A 14,593-nucleotide genomic window follows, 5' to 3' on the forward strand; every position below is an offset into this window, starting at 1 on the left:
CAGAGGGGGCACAGAGGTCACAGAGAACTGCAAAATCAATTTAAGGTCGTCTTGGTATTTTGCATTTCTTGTTCTTTTTGTTTTTCTCTGTACCCCTCTGTACCCCTCTGTGCAAACTCTGTGTCTCTGTGTTGAAAGGTCTTGATCTTCGGTAACAAGCAGAAAGAATGTAATGGCAGCCGTACAGTTAAAAAACATCGTCAAGCACTATGAGCAAACCCCGGTTGTGCATGGCATAGATCTGGACATTGCTGATGGTGAATTCGTGGTGCTGGTCGGGCCTTCGGGTTGTGGCAAAAGTACGCTCATGCGCATGGTGGCGGGGCTGGAAGAAATTACTGCTGGTGATTTTTATATAGGCGGCCAGCGGGCAAATGATTTGCCTGCGCAGCAGCGCAATATTGCCATGGTGTTCCAGAGTTATGCACTCTACCCGCACCTGACTGTGTATGAAAACATCGCCTTCGGCCCCAAACTGCGCAGGGAGCCAGAAACCAGCTACAGGCCGCGCATAGAAGCAGCGGCGAAGATGCTCAATCTCGTGCCTTACCTCGACCGCTTACCCAAGGCCTTGTCGGGTGGACAGCGTCAGCGCGTCGCCATGGGGCGTGCAGTGGTGCGCGAACCTGCACTATTTTTGTTCGATGAACCCTTATCAAATCTCGATGCCAAATTGCGCGTGCAAATGCGGGCCGAGATCAAGTCCCTGCACCAGCGGCTGAAGAATACCGTCATGTATGTTACCCATGACCAGATTGAAGCCATGACCATGGGCGACCGCATCGTCGTCATGAATGCCGGGCGCATAGAGCAGGTCGGCAAGCCACTGGATTTGTATGACAGGCCAGCCAATCTGTTTGTCGCCAGCTTCATCGGTTCACCCGGCATGAATTTGATAGCAGGCATACTGAGCATGGAAGAAGGGCAGCCATGCCTGCGCACAGCCAATAATTTGCGCATACCTGTGCCTGTATCGTCTGCCCGGCAAGGCCAGGCGATTACACTGGGCATACGACCTGAGCACGTGGTGGCCAGGCCGTCCGGCATCGCTTCCATAAGCACAGACGTGAGCACGAGCGTCAGCATGAGCATAGACAGCATAGAACCAACCGGTGCTGAAACTTACTTTTATGGCAACCTCGATGGCATACTTAATGAGCACACCTGCTGCCTGGCATCCCGTGAACGCCTGTCAGTAAGGACAGGTGAAAAATTGCCCCTGCATTTCCCGATTGAACTTTGTCACCTGTTTGATAGCCAAACAGGTTTGCGCTTGAATTAAGAGAACACCATGCTGAACCTGACATCCCTGACTGAACAAAGCCTCTTGCCTGGCACCAAGGGCCTGGCCCTGACTGCCCCGCTGCTGCAAAAAGACCTGGGTGCACAAGCCTGGAATATATTGAATGCTGACACCAGCTTCCCTGTCGCCATATTGAAAGACAGCGCCCTGCAACATAATTTGCTATGGATGAAGGCCTTCTGCGCCAGCCGCAATATCGTTCTGGCCCCACATGGCAAGACCACCATGAGCCCGCAACTGTTTGACATGCAATTGCGTAATGGTGCCTGGGGCATGACCCTGGCCAATGTCAACCAGATGCGCGTGGCCCAGCGTTTTGGTGTCAAGCGCGTCATCATCGCCAACCAGCTCATCAGCAAAAGCGATATCCATTCTGCCCTGGCCTTGCTGGCTGAAGACGCGGAATTCACTTTCTATGCAATTTGTGATTCCATCGCAGGCGTCAACATGCTGGCTGATGCCGTGCATGAAGCGGGCTTGCAAAGACCCTTGCCCCTGTTGGTAGAACTGGGCTTCGCCGGGGGCCGCACGGGTTGCCGCAGCAGGCAGCAGGCTCTGGAACTGGCACGCCATATCCACCGCAGCCCTTACCTGCAACTGGCAGGTGTAGAAGGCTATGAAGGCTTGCTGGTTGGTAAAAACCGCGAGCAAGACCTGATGCAGGTTAAAAGCTTTTTGCAAGACATGACAACGGTATGCCAGCAAGCTGATCGCGAACAATTATTCGACCTGCCCGAGATAGTAATCTCTGCCGGTGGCTCTGCTTATTTTGATCTTGTGGGTGAGGAATTTGCCAGCGAACTAAAGCTCTCACGCCCCTTGCTGCCCATCTTGCGCAGCGGTTGCTATGTCACGCATGACCATGGTTTTTATCATGGCCTGGTGGAAGAAATGCATGGCCGCGTTGCTGACTTGCCAGCAGGCGGCTTGCGGCCTGCACTGGAAGTCTGGAGCATGGTGCAATCGCGTCCTGAAAACGACCTGGCCATACTGACCATGGGCAAGCGCGATGCGTCTTACGATATCGACCTGCCCTTGCCTTTCGCAACTCACAGGCCAGGCCATGCCAGTGCACCATTTGCCCTGCCTGCCGGTTGCAAGATAGAAAAGATGAATGACCAGCACGCCTATTTGCGCCTGCCCAAAGACAGCGGCCTGTGCCAGACCCTGGCGGTAGGTGACCTCATCGCCTGCGGTATTTCCCACCCTTGCACGACCTTTGACAAATGGCCACTGATGCTGGTAGTCGATGATGCCTATCGCGTGCAGTCTGCCATCAACACAATATTCTGATCATGCGAGACGCTACATATGATGTGGTGATATGCAATGCCCTGGTCTATGACGGCAGCGGCTGCGCGCCCTACCCTGCCGACATAGGAATACGCGAGCAAAAGATCGCTGCCATCGCCACCCCTGCCAGCCTTGGCGGGCAGCACATCATAGATGCCAGGGGCATGGCCGTGGCACCCGGCTTTATCGATGTACATACTCATGATGACAGAGTAGTCTTGCAACAACCCGCCATGCAGCCCAAGCTCACGCAAGGCGTGACGACAGTCATCACCGGCAATTGCGGCATCAGCCTTGCACCTTTGAAGGCCATTGCTGCCGTGCCTGCTCCCCTGTCACTGATAGGCACACAAAAAGACTACCAGTTTGCCAGCGTTGCCGACTATGCCGCAGCCGTCACAATTGCTGAGCCTGCAGTCAATGTCGGCATGCTGATAGGCCACTCCACCCTGCGTGTGAATGCCATGGCAGACTGGACAGGCCCAGCCAGCACCACAGAAATCAGCAAGATGCAAACCCTGCTGGCAGAGGGCATGCAGGCTGGGGCACTGGGTTTCAGTTCTGGCCTGTTCTACCAGACCAGCAAGGCGGCAGACAATGCCGAAGTCATCGCCCTGGCCACGATCGCTGCTCAGGCTGGTGGGGTCTACACCTCGCATATACGTGATGAATACAATGGCGTCATGGATGCCCTGGCAGAAGCCTGCGATGCCGGGCAAGCAGCGCAATTGCCAGTCATACTCTCTCATCACAAATGCGCAGGCCCGGCCAACTGGGGGCGCACGAGCGAAACACTGGCGTATATCAGCGAACGTCGCCGCACCCAGGCTGTGGGGCTGGATGCCTACCCCTATGCCGCCGGTTCCACCGTGCTTGACCCAGACTACGTCGATGGTGTCATACGCATCATGGTGACGTTTTCTGAACCTTACCCGGCCATGTCGGGACGCGATCTGTCCGATATTGCTGCTGAATGGCAGGTCGGTCAAAAAGAAGCCGCGCGCCGCCTGCATCCTGCCGGTGCCGTGTATTTCCAGATGCGGGAAGATGATGTACAACGCGTGCTCAGCTATCCGCATACCATGATAGGCTCTGATGGCCTGCCACATGATGAGCATCCACATCCACGCCTGTGGGGCGCTTTCCCGCGGGTACTTGGCCACTACGTGCGCGAAGAAAAACTCTTCAGTCTGGCTGAAGCGATACGCCGCATGACGAGCTTGTCCGCTGATCATTTTGGTCTACAACAACGTGGCCGCATCGCCTGCGGCTGCTGGGCCGACCTGGTGATTTTTGATCCAGACACAATAAGTGACGCCGCCACTTTTGCACAGCCCAAACAGGCGGCCAAAGGTGTGCTGTGGGTACTGGTGAATGGCGCAATCGCTATGGCAGACGGTAAGCTGACCGGCAAACGTGCTGGCAAGGTTTTACGCAGGCAGGATGAACGTTACAACCGTAACGACTAAATTTATGATGGGTTTCGTATTGGGCAGGATGCGCATGGCGCACCCTGCATGTCATTTATTTTTTTTTGAAAAAAACCAAAAATCTCACAGATGAAGATTATTTTTCCACCTTGAGTTTCCATACACGTATGTTGTCAAGCGCATTTGATCGCTGCTGGGTGGTGAGTTGTTTTTCAATTGAATCTATTACTTTAAGCTGCCCCTCATTCTTGATATCTGCAAGTTTCATCCAGAAATAAGCCTCTTCATAATCTCTGTGCGTTCCCCTGCCAAGCGCATGCAAAGTCCCTAGATTGTACATACCGTCAGGGTATCCTTGTTCTGCACTCTTCTTTAGCCAATAAAAAGCTTGCTTGTCATCTTGCACGGTACCCTGTCCCTTAAAATGCATCATGCCCAGACTATGCTGTGCTGCTAAATGACCCAAATTGGCAGCCTTACTGAACAAGGAAAAGGCTTTCTTTTCATCTTTGGGCACACCTATGCCCTGCAGATACATCACCCCCAGGTTCTGCATTGCCTCTTTTGAATTCTGTTCAACAGCCTTGTTATACCAGTACAAGGCTTTTTGATGATCTCTGGTGAAATTTTTTCCATTCCCATACAGATAAGCCAGATTAACCTGTGCCGCCACATCGCCCTGTGTAGCTGCTTTAAGGTACCAGGATGCTGCCAGTGCTTCATTCTTTGCAATGCCGATGCCGTGAGCGTATATATCACCAACGATACTCTGTGCCACGACATCACCCTGCTCCGCCGCCTTGGTATACCAGTACAATGATCGTTGCTCATCTTTGGCGACACCTTCACCACGGGCATACATCTCTCCCATAAGAAACTGTGCATCAAGTTCGCCTTGCTCCGCAGCCTTCAGATACAAGACCGCAGCCCGCTTTTTATCTTGCGCCACACCACGGCCATGGTCATACATCCATCCCAGTTTTAATTGGCCGCTGGCAAAACCCTGGTCTGAAGCTTTTTTGTACCAGGCAATCGCCTGCTGGTCACTGGCAACAACACCTAAACCATTTTGGTACAACCAACCCAGATTGGATTGGGCATTGGCATTGCCTTTTTCAGCCAGTTTTTTAAAACCAGTAAACGCACCCGCGTAATCCTTACGACCAAAGGCATCAAAGGATTCTTGAAATGTCTGCGCATAAACCCCCATGCCAGCAAGCATGGCACATGAAACGATCAATATCTTGAAAAAAATCTTCATCTATGCCAGCCCCGGTTTCCTTGCCGTATGCACCGCCACTATTCCCAGCGACAGTCGTTCAAACTGGATGTCGCTAAAGCCCATTTCCCGCATTTCTGCGGCGAGTTGTTCTGCGCCAGGAAATTCGCGTACACCGTGCAACAAGTATTTATAGGCCGATGCGTCACCGCCCGTGGCTATCCAGCCTATGGCCGGGGTGCAGATGGCCATATACATCAGGTAGGCACGGTGTAGCCATGCCGGGCGTATATTCGAGGCCTCAAGGATGATAAGGCGGCCACCAGGGCGCAAAACCCGCAAGGCTTCTTGCAGGGCCAGATGACGCTGGCAGATTTTTAGCCCCAGTGAAATCGAATAGGCATCCACGCTGCCGCTCGCAATGTCAGGCATGCTGTGCATGTCGAGCTGACTGAGGCGGACTTGTTCACCATGCTGGCCCAGCTTGCTTTGCGCAATCGCCAGCATTTGCGGGCTGATGTCGGAGGCAATGATACGGCGGCTGGCTGGTATCTGTTTTTTCAGCACACGCAACATGATGTCACCTGTACCCGTTGCACCATCCAGCAGAGTTTGCCATTCTTCCTGCGCGATAATGTCGGCGACCCTTCGCTTCCACATCCTGTGTATGCCAAAGCTGAACAGGTCGCACAGCCTGTCATAACGGCTGGCAATGCGGCCAAAGACGTCGTCGCTTTGGGCTACGAATTCTGCAGCATTGCCGGATGGTCGTGCAGGCATTTGTTCGGGCATGATGGCAATAAGAATAGAAATAAATCCTGAGTGTAGCGCATCAGGAATGACAAGTCTCATTTTTGGCGACACCACACTATCAATTCATTTATGCTAAGCTCAATGCCCTCCTTGATGCGTGCTGCAAAGGAAAGATAAGTCATATACAAATAATGAGTAAAGCCGTCAGATGAACTATCCGCAATTTTACTGTCACTGGATGCAGACAATCGGACTGGATATCTCAGCCATGCCGGATGCTGCGCAAAGATTAAGTCCCGGCACACCCAGCTTGCCGCTTGCACTGCTGACCTACTACCAGTGCGCAGGCAATAGCGCGATCAATACTGCATACAATCAACTCCTGTCACCTGAGGATATCTATCAGGAACAGGGCTACCTGATTTTCATGCATGAAAACCAGGGTGTGGTGGACTGGGGTATACGCCTGCAAGACCTGGAACAAGCCAACCCCATAGTCTGGCAAAGAAATAATGATGAGCAGGCCTGGTATGCAGAGGATTATCAACTCAGCAGTTTCTTGATGGCCAACTGGTATTGGGCAGAGTTTGGCGAAGAAAAGCCTGAAGAATTTTTCAGGCTGTAGACTGGCAAAAAAACAAATAAACTTTGTGAACCATCACCACGGAATAAGACCAAAAATCTCACTGCAGAGGCACTGAGGCACAGAGATGGCACAGAGGCCTGAAATTCTTCAAGCAAACAATTCTTCCGCTTCCGCAAACCCGTAAAAACTACGTTCCATGTTTTGCCAGCTACCTGTCTTCCTGGCTTCTTCTGCAATATCACGCACTGTACCCATCACTGCCAGCATGGGGCAGACACCGAGGCTGACGCGACTGGCACCGGCCTGGAACAAATCCTGTGCTACCGGTGCACCCGGCATGGCCATGATATTGATGGGTCCCTTTATAGCTTGCGCCAGAAGCGCAATAATAGTCAGATCAGCCAGGGCCGGTATAAAGACCATGTCAGCACCGGCTGCCAGATAGGCTCTACCACGCTGTATGCTCATCGCTATGCGTGTCTCGATACCCTCACCCAGGCCAAGCAGGAAAGTATCCGTGCGGGCATTGATCCACAAAGGCAGGCCAGCCTGGTCTGCTGCCTGTCTTGCTGCCGCGATGCGTGCGCATTGGGCATCCACAGCAAACAAAGGCTCGCTGGAAGAACCATGGCTATTGTCTTCAAGATTGACGCCGACTGCACCGGCAGCGATGACTTGCCTGATGGTTTCTGCTACCGCTTCTGGCGCAGCACCATAGCCTGCCTCGATATCAGCATTGACAGGCATATCGACTGACCTGGCGATGGCGGCTATCTGCGTCATCATGCTATCGCGTCCTATCAACTCGGCATCGCAAAAGCCTTGCGCATATGCGATGCCGCCGCTGGTCGTACCGAGAGCAGGAAAACCTGCTTTGGCAAAAATGCGGGCGCTGGCGATGTCCCAGGCATTGGCCAGCATGAACTGGCCCTGCTGGTTCAATCGACGAAATTGCAGGGCCAGTTTGATTTGGTGTTGCATGGAGGGCTCCTTTGCTGTGCTTGAAAGTTGCGCATTGTTCCATGACATGGTGCGCCAGACTGGCAGCTTTCGGCCCTTGTAATTTTCACACTATCCCAGGTTTACCCCCATTACATGGCGGGTATAAGGATGCGATACTATGCCTTCTTTCACCTGACTTCACCCAATGAAAAAGATAATACCCAAAGTACTGGCACTCGACCTTGAAGGAACACTGATTTCAAACGCCATGAGCCAGATTCCACGCCCTGGCCTGTTTGAATTTCTGGAACGTTGCGCTGTACTTTTCCCCAGACTGGTAATGTTCACGACAGTCAATGAAGACAAGTTCCGGCACATCGCCCGGCTGCTGGTGGAAGAAGGCAAGGCACCTGCATGGTTTGCCCATATTGAATACGTGAACTTGCAAGGCGACACCAAGAATCTCGAATTTATACCGGATGCCATAGTGGAAGAAAGCATCCTGGTCGATGATTTTGAAATCTATGTCCATCCCGGCCAGGCTGCGCAATGGATGCAGATAGAATTTTTTGATTATCCCTATTCTGAAGAAGACCAGGGATTGTTTAACATGCTGGCAAAGCTCGAAGCCGTATTTAAAAATCCTGGCAGCAAGTAACTAGCCAGAAAAGTGTAGGAGCGGCTTTAGCCGCGAAGATTTTTCCCAGGAAGCATATGCCATGTGTGCTTAGTAAACCCGGTTCGCGGCTGAAGCCGCTCCTGCAAAGGAAGGCCGCATATTTGTCCGAATCAATCTCAGACGAAATGACGTAGCCTCTGCTATTTTTTAGAATTGATTTTTCGAATCTGGACTTGAACAAAGATTTCTTTTATTTTTTTGCTTCACATGAATTTTCAGTTTCATCAAGCAGCTTATATTTCACATAAAAGAAACTCTCATACAGCAATGCCTGGCTTTTTGAACGCCAGCTGACATAGCGGCTTGTCGGTGTAGCCGCAGAGATGGCATTGATATGCAAATCATTTGCCATCGTCATTGCCCGCTTCATGTGCAAGGGGTCACTGACTATCAGCACTTTTTGCAGTTTGTTTTCCTGCATGAGCTGACAAGCCTGCACCAGGTTTTGCCAGGTATTGGTCGAGGCTTCTTCTATCAAAATTTGCGTTGCAGGAACACCTTCAGCAATCGCGTACTGACGGGCAGCGGCTGATTCTGACAGACTATCACCTTCACTCAAGCCGCCTGTAAAAATCAGGTAAGAGACATGGCCAGTTTTATATAGCTGTATACCGTGCTTGATACGCTCAGCAAATACTGGCGAAGGCTTATCTTTCCAGACCGATGCTCCCAGTACTATCGCTGCATCCGCTTTGATATTTTCAGGCTCTGCAAATTGCTGGCTCAGCAGTGCGGGGTAACTAGCGATATTCAGCACGACCAGAATAAAACCGGCCAGCAGCAGAAAAACCATCCACAAGATGAGGCGCATTATGCTGATTGTGCTGAAGTAGCGACGCAGCCCTGGCAAACGAGATATCACTGGCTTCCGATCTACTGCTTGCTGAGCACGCGCCAGGGCTTGCTGGTTTTGGGGTCGACAGGCAGGCGCTTTTCATTGCTCGCATAATCATCTTCAAACACCACCCATGCATTCCCCCGCTGGACCAGATACCAGAATGGCAGCTTGCGGCCTTCTACCCGCAGGGGTGTACCATACAAATCCAGTTCAGATAAATCCAGTGACAAACTTGCCCTGGCTGGCTTGCCATTGATGCTGAGTTTGCCATCCTGAAAACACCATTGCTCTTTTTCCTCGCTGACAAAACAACCTTGTATGATGCGCGCCAGATATAAATCAGCTTCTTTTTGAGCCAGGCTACCCAGGCGTTGATATGGGCCCTGTTCTGCCCTGTGTTTGCCGTCACCAAGTAACCAGATTTTGTCGCCTTGCAGGCGCAGGCAATATTCTGTTTCATCACCTTCATGCCAGGCCAGGTTTTGCCTGATGCGGCCATCGCTGATGGTGAGGGCATTTTTTTGGCTGTCAGTGGCTGTCATGGCGGCAGTCCAGTTGCCATGTTTTTTCAGCAAATCAAGGAAAGGGCTGCTACTCCAGTAGCCTTCCAGTTTTTTCAAACCGGCATCGCCAGTGCAAAGCTTGTCAGAAGCAGCCATGGCAGTTGATGCACAGAACAGCATCAGCGCGATGCTGACTTTTTTGATGATGGAAGCCATGTTTGATTTTTTCATCTTGAAGCTCTTATTCCATCGTGTGCAAGTAGTCAATCCAGAGTTGAAAGTAATGTTTCAATTCTGCTTTGCGTATATGGGTATCGGCATGATGGATTAAAAAATCGGCCTGGTTTTGTATTTTGTCCGCCAGCAGCATCTTCCTGACTTCTGGCAATATCCATCCCACATGCAAGTGCAGATCGTCTATACACCAGTCATCAGTATGTGGCTTGCACAAATAGGCATTGGCGGCACGGCGGTATTCCATGACCAGCAATATCACCTCTGGCGCAAAAGTCGATGCCAACGGTGCGTATGTGACCAGGTCCTGATCTGCCTGAAACAGCGGGTGCAGGCAAAAAGCCTTTAAGGCATTTAGGCTGGCATCCAGGTTTATCATGACAGCCAGGCCATCATCGATATGCTTCATCAGCAATTCCTGGCTGCGCCCGGCACGACGTTCGCCATAGACTTTGCTGACTTCCTGGTATTCCCTGGTTTCTGTGATTATGTGTTGTAACACTATGCTTGCCTGAAATTTTCCATGTTTATTTTTTCCACCTGTGTGAATTTATGTAATAGATTTTAACAGAACAGCAAGGTCAAATCGCCTGACTCTGAGCTTGCTGTCAGATTAAGGACTGTTTAGTTGGTCTTCTTTGCCAGACTGACCGTCATCTTGATATCAAAGTCCAGTTGCTTATCAGGCGTTTCTTTTTGCAATGTGGCTGTTTGATTCAAGCCTGAGATGAGTTTTGGCTGTGCTACAAGTGCCCCATCTTTCTCAACTTTCATGTCGATGATGACGGCATCTTTGTACTGGCCTTCAGGCGCTGGCACCAGGGTAAAGCTGATATCCCATTTGGCTTGCTGGCTTTTTGATGTCAGACCTATCCTGGCTTGCTTGCCCTGTTCAACGATGACGGTAGGAGTAAGTGTTTCGCCGCCCACACTGATATTGGTATTGACGAGATAGCTATCGGTGCCAGCTTTGATGGCCTCCTGTTTTTGCGCGGCTGGAGTAAGCACCACATTGGCTGGCGTAACGGCCCAGGCGCTGTAGGCGCTGGCAGCGCACAGACCGCTCAGCATGATATAGGCAACACTACGCTTAAACAGACCAGGTTTTGACTGTTGCAATTGCATGATTCTTTCCTTCAAAGGATGGTGGGAAGGCCAATGACAGGCCAGGGCGCTGGGGGTAATACTGAGCTGGGTTTTGAGCATGGCTTCGGCATAGGTACGCCTGGCTTGCGGCTCTTGTGCTATCACGAGTGCATCACAGGCCAGTTCCTGATCAAGACGAAAACTTCTGGCCGCGATATGCATCAGGGGATTGAACCAGAAAAGGCATTGCAGCAATGCGCACAAGCTATTGGCAATGACATCACCGCGCCGTTTATGCATCAGTTCATGACGGATGATGAGCGCCTGTTCTGCCACACTATAACGTTCAAAAAAATCTGCTGGCACGATGATTTTTGGTTTGAAGCAACCTGCAAGCGCAGGGCCAATATCATTATCACTGGCAAGATAAACACCCTCGCATTGAGTCAAAGTTCCCAAGCGACGCAAGAAACGCTGGTGCTGCATTCCAAACAGCAGCAACATACCAATACCACCTATCATCCAGGCGCTGACAAGCATGCTTGGCCAGATACTGGCTGGTGCTATGGTTAGCAGAGGCACGCTGGCAATGATCTGGCTTGCCGGCGTGTCAGGCATCGCTGCCATATCCAGATATTGGCGATGCGGGAAAAGCATGGCAATCAAACTCAGAGGCAAAATGCCCCATAGCTGATAGGCGATACTGGCACCCGCCAGCTTACGCAAGCTTTGCCGCACTAACAGAATGAAGACAATCAGGACGCTGGTGACCAGGCAGGCCAGCATGGCAGGCTGCAATAAATTATTCATCATCATCCAGCTCCCCTATCAGGCGTTTGAGTTCAGCGATGTCCTGTTTGGATAATTTTTTTTGCTCGCTGAAATGCGCAACCAGAGGTGCAATGCGGCCATTGAACATGCGGTCAAGAAAGCCCTTGCTCTCGCACATCAGCCATTGCTCACGCTTCAGGAAGGGTGAATACAGGAAACGTCTGCCGTCTTTTTCTGCCTTGATCGCGCCCTTCTTCAGCAAACGATTCAATAGTGTCTTGACGGTGGCTTCCTGCCAGTCTTGCTGTTGCACAAGGATGGCGCTGACCTCTTCAGCCGCCATGGGATGGCGTTGCCACAGAGTTTCCATGACCAGCGATTCTGCTTCGCTGATGGCGATGTTTTTCATTATTGTCTCCCGCATTATTAATCATTTACAGATGTAATCGACAATTAATGATTACACGCGTAATCATTCAAGTCAACAAATAAATACACAACAGTAAAAAACTTCACTTGCGTGGACAGAACAAGACTTGCATAATTGGTCTTACCAATTTTAAACTGGTCAACCAAAATAAAAGAGGATGTATGCAGAGTTGTATTTGGAGGCCATTGCCAGTCATGACTTGCATGATGGCTGGTCTTACGGCTTGCCTTAACGGGTGTCTTACCGGGAGCCTTAGCTGGCTCCTTCAAGCATGTCTATTAATCGCCAGCCTGACAACGCCCGGCTTTGCCGCTGAAATTGATACAGTTAAAACAAGCTATCAAAACCCCATCATCCATGCCGATTATTCTGACCCCGATGTAATACGTGTGGCCGATCGCTATTACATGACATCATCGAGCTTCAATAGCGCACCTGGCCTGCCTTTGCTGGAATCGGCAGATATGGTGCACTGGCAGTTGGTTGGCCATGCCCTGCCCCAGCAACTGCCGCTGGCAGATTTTGCCAGACCGCAGCATGGCAATGGCGTGTGGGCACCTTGCCTGCGCTATCACAATCATCGTTTCTGGATTTTTTACCCTGACCCTGACCAGGGCATCTATGTGATGACGGCAGAAAAATTCAGCGGCCCCTGGAGCACTCCTCATCTGCTGCTGGCAGGCAAAGGCATTATTGACCCCACACCTTTATGGGATGACGATGGCCAGGCTTATCTCGTACATGCCTGGGCCAGGAGCCGTGCTGGCTTTAACAATGTACTGAGCCTGCGCCGCATGAATAATGAAGCGACCAGGATACTCGATACAGCAGGCCAGATCATCATTGATGGTAACAGGCTGCCCCATTACAAAACCCTGGAAGGCCCCAAGCTATATAAACATCAAGGCTATTACTATATATTTGCTCCGGCTGGTGGTGTTGAAGAAGGTTGGCAATCGGTCTTTCGCTCACGCCATATCGCAGGTCCATATGAAGACAGGATAGTCATGGCGCAAGGCACCTCGCCCACCAATGGCCCACACCAGGGTGCCTGGGTGCAAACGCCGCAAGGTACTGACTGGTTTTATCATTTCCAGGACAAACGCGCCTATGGCCGCATCGTCCATCTGCAACCCATGCAGTGGAAAGATGGCTGGCCTGTCATAGGTGCAGACATCAACAATACAGGCAGGGGTGAACCTGTACTCAGCCACGCCATGCCGCTGAAGGGAAATTTTTCATTCGCAGAACCAGCCACCGCAGATGAATTCGACAAGCAGGAACTAGGTCTGCAATGGCAATGGAACGCCAACTGGAAAGCCGCATGGTTTTCCCTGGCAGCCAGGTCAGATCATTTGCGTCTGTACACGCAATACGACGCCAGCTTTGCTGCCGAAAAAAGTCTGACCAATGCACCCGCATTATTGCTACAAAAACTGCCATCAGAACAATTTACGGTAGATGTGAAACTGGATATCAGTCAACTCAAGAATGGTGGCAGCAGCGGCCTCATTCTGTATGGCCTCAACTATGCATGGCTGGGAGTGCGCCAGCAAGAACAGGGGAGTGAATTATTGTTGTCCATATGCAGCAAGACCGCAGCGTCTGCGTCTGCATCCCCATGCACAGAAACTGTCCGGGCCAGCCTGCCCTGGAGTAACAACATCGCCTACTTGCGCATGCAGGTACAGGCTGGCGGCAAGACCCGCTTCTACTACAGTACGGACCAGCAGCAATTTATAGAAATTGGCAGCGGTTTTACTGCCAGCATGGGACGCTGGGTAGGTGCGCAAATGGGCTTGTTCAGCATCAGCAGCGATAGCCCTGCATCAGCGAATAATTTTGTAGACATTGATTACTTCAGGGTCACAAGAAATTAATCCCTGTCAGCCAGCGCAGTAATAAAACCGCTAGCCGCCTGCATGACTTGCTGCACCGACCATCCGGGTTGGTACAAGCTGGCCCCCAATCCAAAACCATTCGCCCCTGCCTGCAGATACGTCTGCATGCCTGCCGGCTTGACGCCGCCCACTGGCAGACACAGGCAATCCGCAGGCAAGACTGTACGCCAGGCTTTCAAGACCGTAGGCGGCACCGACTCTGCCGGAAACAACTTGAGCCCATCCGCCCCTGCATGCAGGGCAGAAAAGGCTTCGCTGATCGTCGCCACACCCGGCAAACTGCACATACCACGCTGCCTGGCCGCAGCAATCAGGCTCACATCAGTATGCGGCATGACAATCAAACCCCCACCCGCATCCTGCAACTGCCCCACCTGCTCCAGCCGCAGCACTGTCCCCGCCCCCAGCAAACAATCCTCAGGCAAAGCCCTCGCCAGCAGACCTATACTGCGCAAGGCATCTGGCGAATTCAAGGGAATCTCTATACAGCGAAAACCTTGCTGATACAGACCGAGCGCAATCTCCTCGCATTCATGGGTCTGGATGCCACGCAAGATGGCGACCAGGGGGATGGGATTGAGATAGGTGGAAAAATTAGTGGATGGGGGCATGGTGTTGTTCGTTC

At 51.6% G+C, this 14,593-nt stretch carries 15 protein-coding genes; 6 read left to right on the plus strand and 9 right to left on the minus strand.

Annotation, left to right across the window (positions count from 1 at the left end):
• Positions 1–172: 172 nt before the first annotated feature.
• Genes DFR42_RS13260 through DFR42_RS13270 form a run of 3 tightly spaced genes read left to right on the plus strand, consistent with a single transcriptional unit; the run spans position 173 to position 4,065 of the window.
• Positions 173–1,282 carry an ABC transporter ATP-binding protein gene (locus DFR42_RS13260; RefSeq protein WP_110255438.1) on the plus strand — a complete coding sequence of 370 codons (1,110 nt, stop codon included), beginning with the start codon at positions 173–175 and terminating at the stop codon, positions 1,280–1,282.
• A gap of 9 nt (positions 1,283–1,291) precedes the next feature.
• Positions 1,292–2,596 (plus strand): amino acid deaminase, encoded by a 1,305-nt coding sequence (locus DFR42_RS13265; protein WP_110255439.1) that lies wholly within the window; start codon positions 1,292–1,294, stop codon positions 2,594–2,596.
• A gap of 2 nt (positions 2,597–2,598) precedes the next feature.
• Positions 2,599–4,065, plus strand: a complete 1,467-nt coding sequence (locus tag DFR42_RS13270) for an N-acyl-D-amino-acid deacylase family protein (protein ID WP_110255440.1) — start codon at positions 2,599–2,601, stop codon at positions 4,063–4,065.
• A 97-nt stretch (positions 4,066–4,162) separates the two neighbouring features.
• Here DFR42_RS13270 and DFR42_RS13275 read toward each other — a convergent pair whose 3' ends face one another.
• Together DFR42_RS13275 and DFR42_RS13280 are read right to left on the minus strand one after the other, a co-directional pair.
• On the minus strand, positions 4,163–5,287 hold the full coding sequence (locus DFR42_RS13275; protein WP_110255441.1) for an SEL1-like repeat protein: 1,125 nt from the start codon (positions 5,285–5,287) through the stop codon (positions 4,163–4,165).
• Entirely contained in the window at positions 5,288–6,037 is a 750-nt protein-coding gene (locus DFR42_RS13280) for a ubiquinone/menaquinone biosynthesis methyltransferase (protein WP_170133512.1), read from the minus strand. It abuts the gene before it with no gap.
• Between the two features lie 199 nt (positions 6,038–6,236).
• On the opposite strand from DFR42_RS13280, the gene DFR42_RS13285 reads away from it, so the two are divergent.
• Positions 6,237–6,623 carry a hypothetical protein gene (locus tag DFR42_RS13285; RefSeq protein WP_146218843.1) on the plus strand — a complete coding sequence of 129 codons (387 nt, stop codon included), beginning with the start codon at positions 6,237–6,239 and terminating at the stop codon, positions 6,621–6,623.
• A 108-nt stretch (positions 6,624–6,731) separates the two neighbouring features.
• Here the strand turns inward: DFR42_RS13285 and DFR42_RS13290 are convergent, their stop codons facing one another.
• Complete coding sequence (locus DFR42_RS13290; protein ID WP_170133513.1) at positions 6,732–7,565, minus strand: isocitrate lyase/PEP mutase family protein; 834 nt, start codon at positions 7,563–7,565, stop codon at positions 6,732–6,734.
• Positions 7,566–7,731: 166 nt separating this feature from the next.
• Between DFR42_RS13290 and DFR42_RS13295 the strand changes: the two genes are divergently transcribed.
• Positions 7,732–8,184, plus strand: coding sequence for an NIF family HAD-type phosphatase (locus DFR42_RS13295; RefSeq protein WP_211324298.1), 453 nt, complete (start codon positions 7,732–7,734; stop codon positions 8,182–8,184).
• 211 nt (positions 8,185–8,395) lie between these two features.
• Here the strand turns inward: DFR42_RS13295 and DFR42_RS13300 are convergent, their stop codons facing one another.
• The 5 genes from DFR42_RS13300 to DFR42_RS13320 form a co-directional block, all read right to left on the minus strand.
• Positions 8,396–9,016 carry a YdcF family protein gene (locus DFR42_RS13300; RefSeq protein ID WP_211324299.1) on the minus strand — a complete coding sequence of 207 codons (621 nt, stop codon included), beginning with the start codon at positions 9,014–9,016 and terminating at the stop codon, positions 8,396–8,398.
• A gap of 62 nt (positions 9,017–9,078) precedes the next feature.
• Positions 9,079–9,777, minus strand: a complete 699-nt coding sequence (locus DFR42_RS13305) for a hypothetical protein (protein ID WP_110255445.1) — start codon at positions 9,775–9,777, stop codon at positions 9,079–9,081.
• A 10-nt stretch (positions 9,778–9,787) separates the two neighbouring features.
• Entirely contained in the window at positions 9,788–10,282 is a 495-nt protein-coding gene (locus tag DFR42_RS13310; protein WP_110255446.1) for a hypothetical protein, read from the minus strand.
• A gap of 122 nt (positions 10,283–10,404) precedes the next feature.
• The gene (locus DFR42_RS13315; RefSeq protein ID WP_211324300.1) at positions 10,405–11,679 is read right to left on the minus strand and encodes a M56 family metallopeptidase; all 1,275 of its coding nucleotides are present in this window, start codon (positions 11,677–11,679) and stop codon (positions 10,405–10,407) included.
• Positions 11,669–12,046 carry a BlaI/MecI/CopY family transcriptional regulator gene (locus tag DFR42_RS13320; protein WP_211324301.1) on the minus strand — a complete coding sequence of 126 codons (378 nt, stop codon included), beginning with the start codon at positions 12,044–12,046 and terminating at the stop codon, positions 11,669–11,671. The genes DFR42_RS13315 and DFR42_RS13320 overlap by 11 nt, the downstream gene beginning before the upstream one ends.
• 215 nt (positions 12,047–12,261) lie before the next feature.
• On the opposite strand from DFR42_RS13320, the gene DFR42_RS13325 reads away from it, so the two are divergent.
• Entirely contained in the window at positions 12,262–13,947 is a 1,686-nt protein-coding gene (locus DFR42_RS13325) for a glycoside hydrolase family 43 protein (protein ID WP_211324302.1), read from the plus strand.
• On the opposite strand, the gene DFR42_RS13330 is transcribed toward DFR42_RS13325, so the two are convergent.
• Complete coding sequence (locus DFR42_RS13330) at positions 13,944–14,579, minus strand: 2-dehydro-3-deoxy-6-phosphogalactonate aldolase (RefSeq protein WP_110255449.1); 636 nt, start codon at positions 14,577–14,579, stop codon at positions 13,944–13,946. The genes DFR42_RS13325 and DFR42_RS13330 overlap by 4 nt on opposite strands.
• Positions 14,580–14,593 lie beyond the last annotated feature (14 nt).

It is taken from the genome of Undibacterium pigrum (genome assembly GCF_003201815.1).
Taxonomy (GTDB): domain Bacteria; phylum Pseudomonadota; class Gammaproteobacteria; order Burkholderiales; family Burkholderiaceae_D; genus Undibacterium; species Undibacterium pigrum.

Coding starts and splice junctions, on each gene's coding strand:
- DFR42_RS13300 (WP_211324299.1), bottom strand. CDS start 9,016: ATGCGCCTCATCTTGTGGATGGTTTTTCTGCTGCTGGCCGGTTTTATT.
- DFR42_RS13315 (WP_211324300.1), bottom strand. CDS start 11,679: ATGATGAATAATTTATTGCAGCCTGCCATGCTGGCCTGCCTGGTCACC.
- DFR42_RS13325 (WP_211324302.1), top strand. CDS start 12,262: ATGACTTGCATGATGGCTGGTCTTACGGCTTGCCTTAACGGGTGTCTT.
- DFR42_RS13305 (WP_110255445.1), bottom strand. CDS start 9,777: ATGAAAAAATCAAACATGGCTTCCATCATCAAAAAAGTCAGCATCGCG.
- DFR42_RS13285 (WP_146218843.1), top strand. CDS start 6,237: ATGCAGACAATCGGACTGGATATCTCAGCCATGCCGGATGCTGCGCAA.
- DFR42_RS13265 (WP_110255439.1), top strand. CDS start 1,292: ATGCTGAACCTGACATCCCTGACTGAACAAAGCCTCTTGCCTGGCACC.
- DFR42_RS13270 (WP_110255440.1), top strand. CDS start 2,599: ATGCGAGACGCTACATATGATGTGGTGATATGCAATGCCCTGGTCTAT.
- DFR42_RS13290 (WP_170133513.1), bottom strand. CDS start 7,565: ATGCAACACCAAATCAAACTGGCCCTGCAATTTCGTCGATTGAACCAG.
- DFR42_RS13320 (WP_211324301.1), bottom strand. CDS start 12,046: ATGAAAAACATCGCCATCAGCGAAGCAGAATCGCTGGTCATGGAAACT.
- DFR42_RS13275 (WP_110255441.1), bottom strand. CDS start 5,287: ATGAAGATTTTTTTCAAGATATTGATCGTTTCATGTGCCATGCTTGCT.
- DFR42_RS13330 (WP_110255449.1), bottom strand. CDS start 14,579: ATGCCCCCATCCACTAATTTTTCCACCTATCTCAATCCCATCCCCCTG.
- DFR42_RS13295 (WP_211324298.1), top strand. CDS start 7,732: ATGAAAAAGATAATACCCAAAGTACTGGCACTCGACCTTGAAGGAACA.
- DFR42_RS13280 (WP_170133512.1), bottom strand. CDS start 6,037: ATGCCCGAACAAATGCCTGCACGACCATCCGGCAATGCTGCAGAATTC.
- DFR42_RS13260 (WP_110255438.1), top strand. CDS start 173: ATGGCAGCCGTACAGTTAAAAAACATCGTCAAGCACTATGAGCAAACC.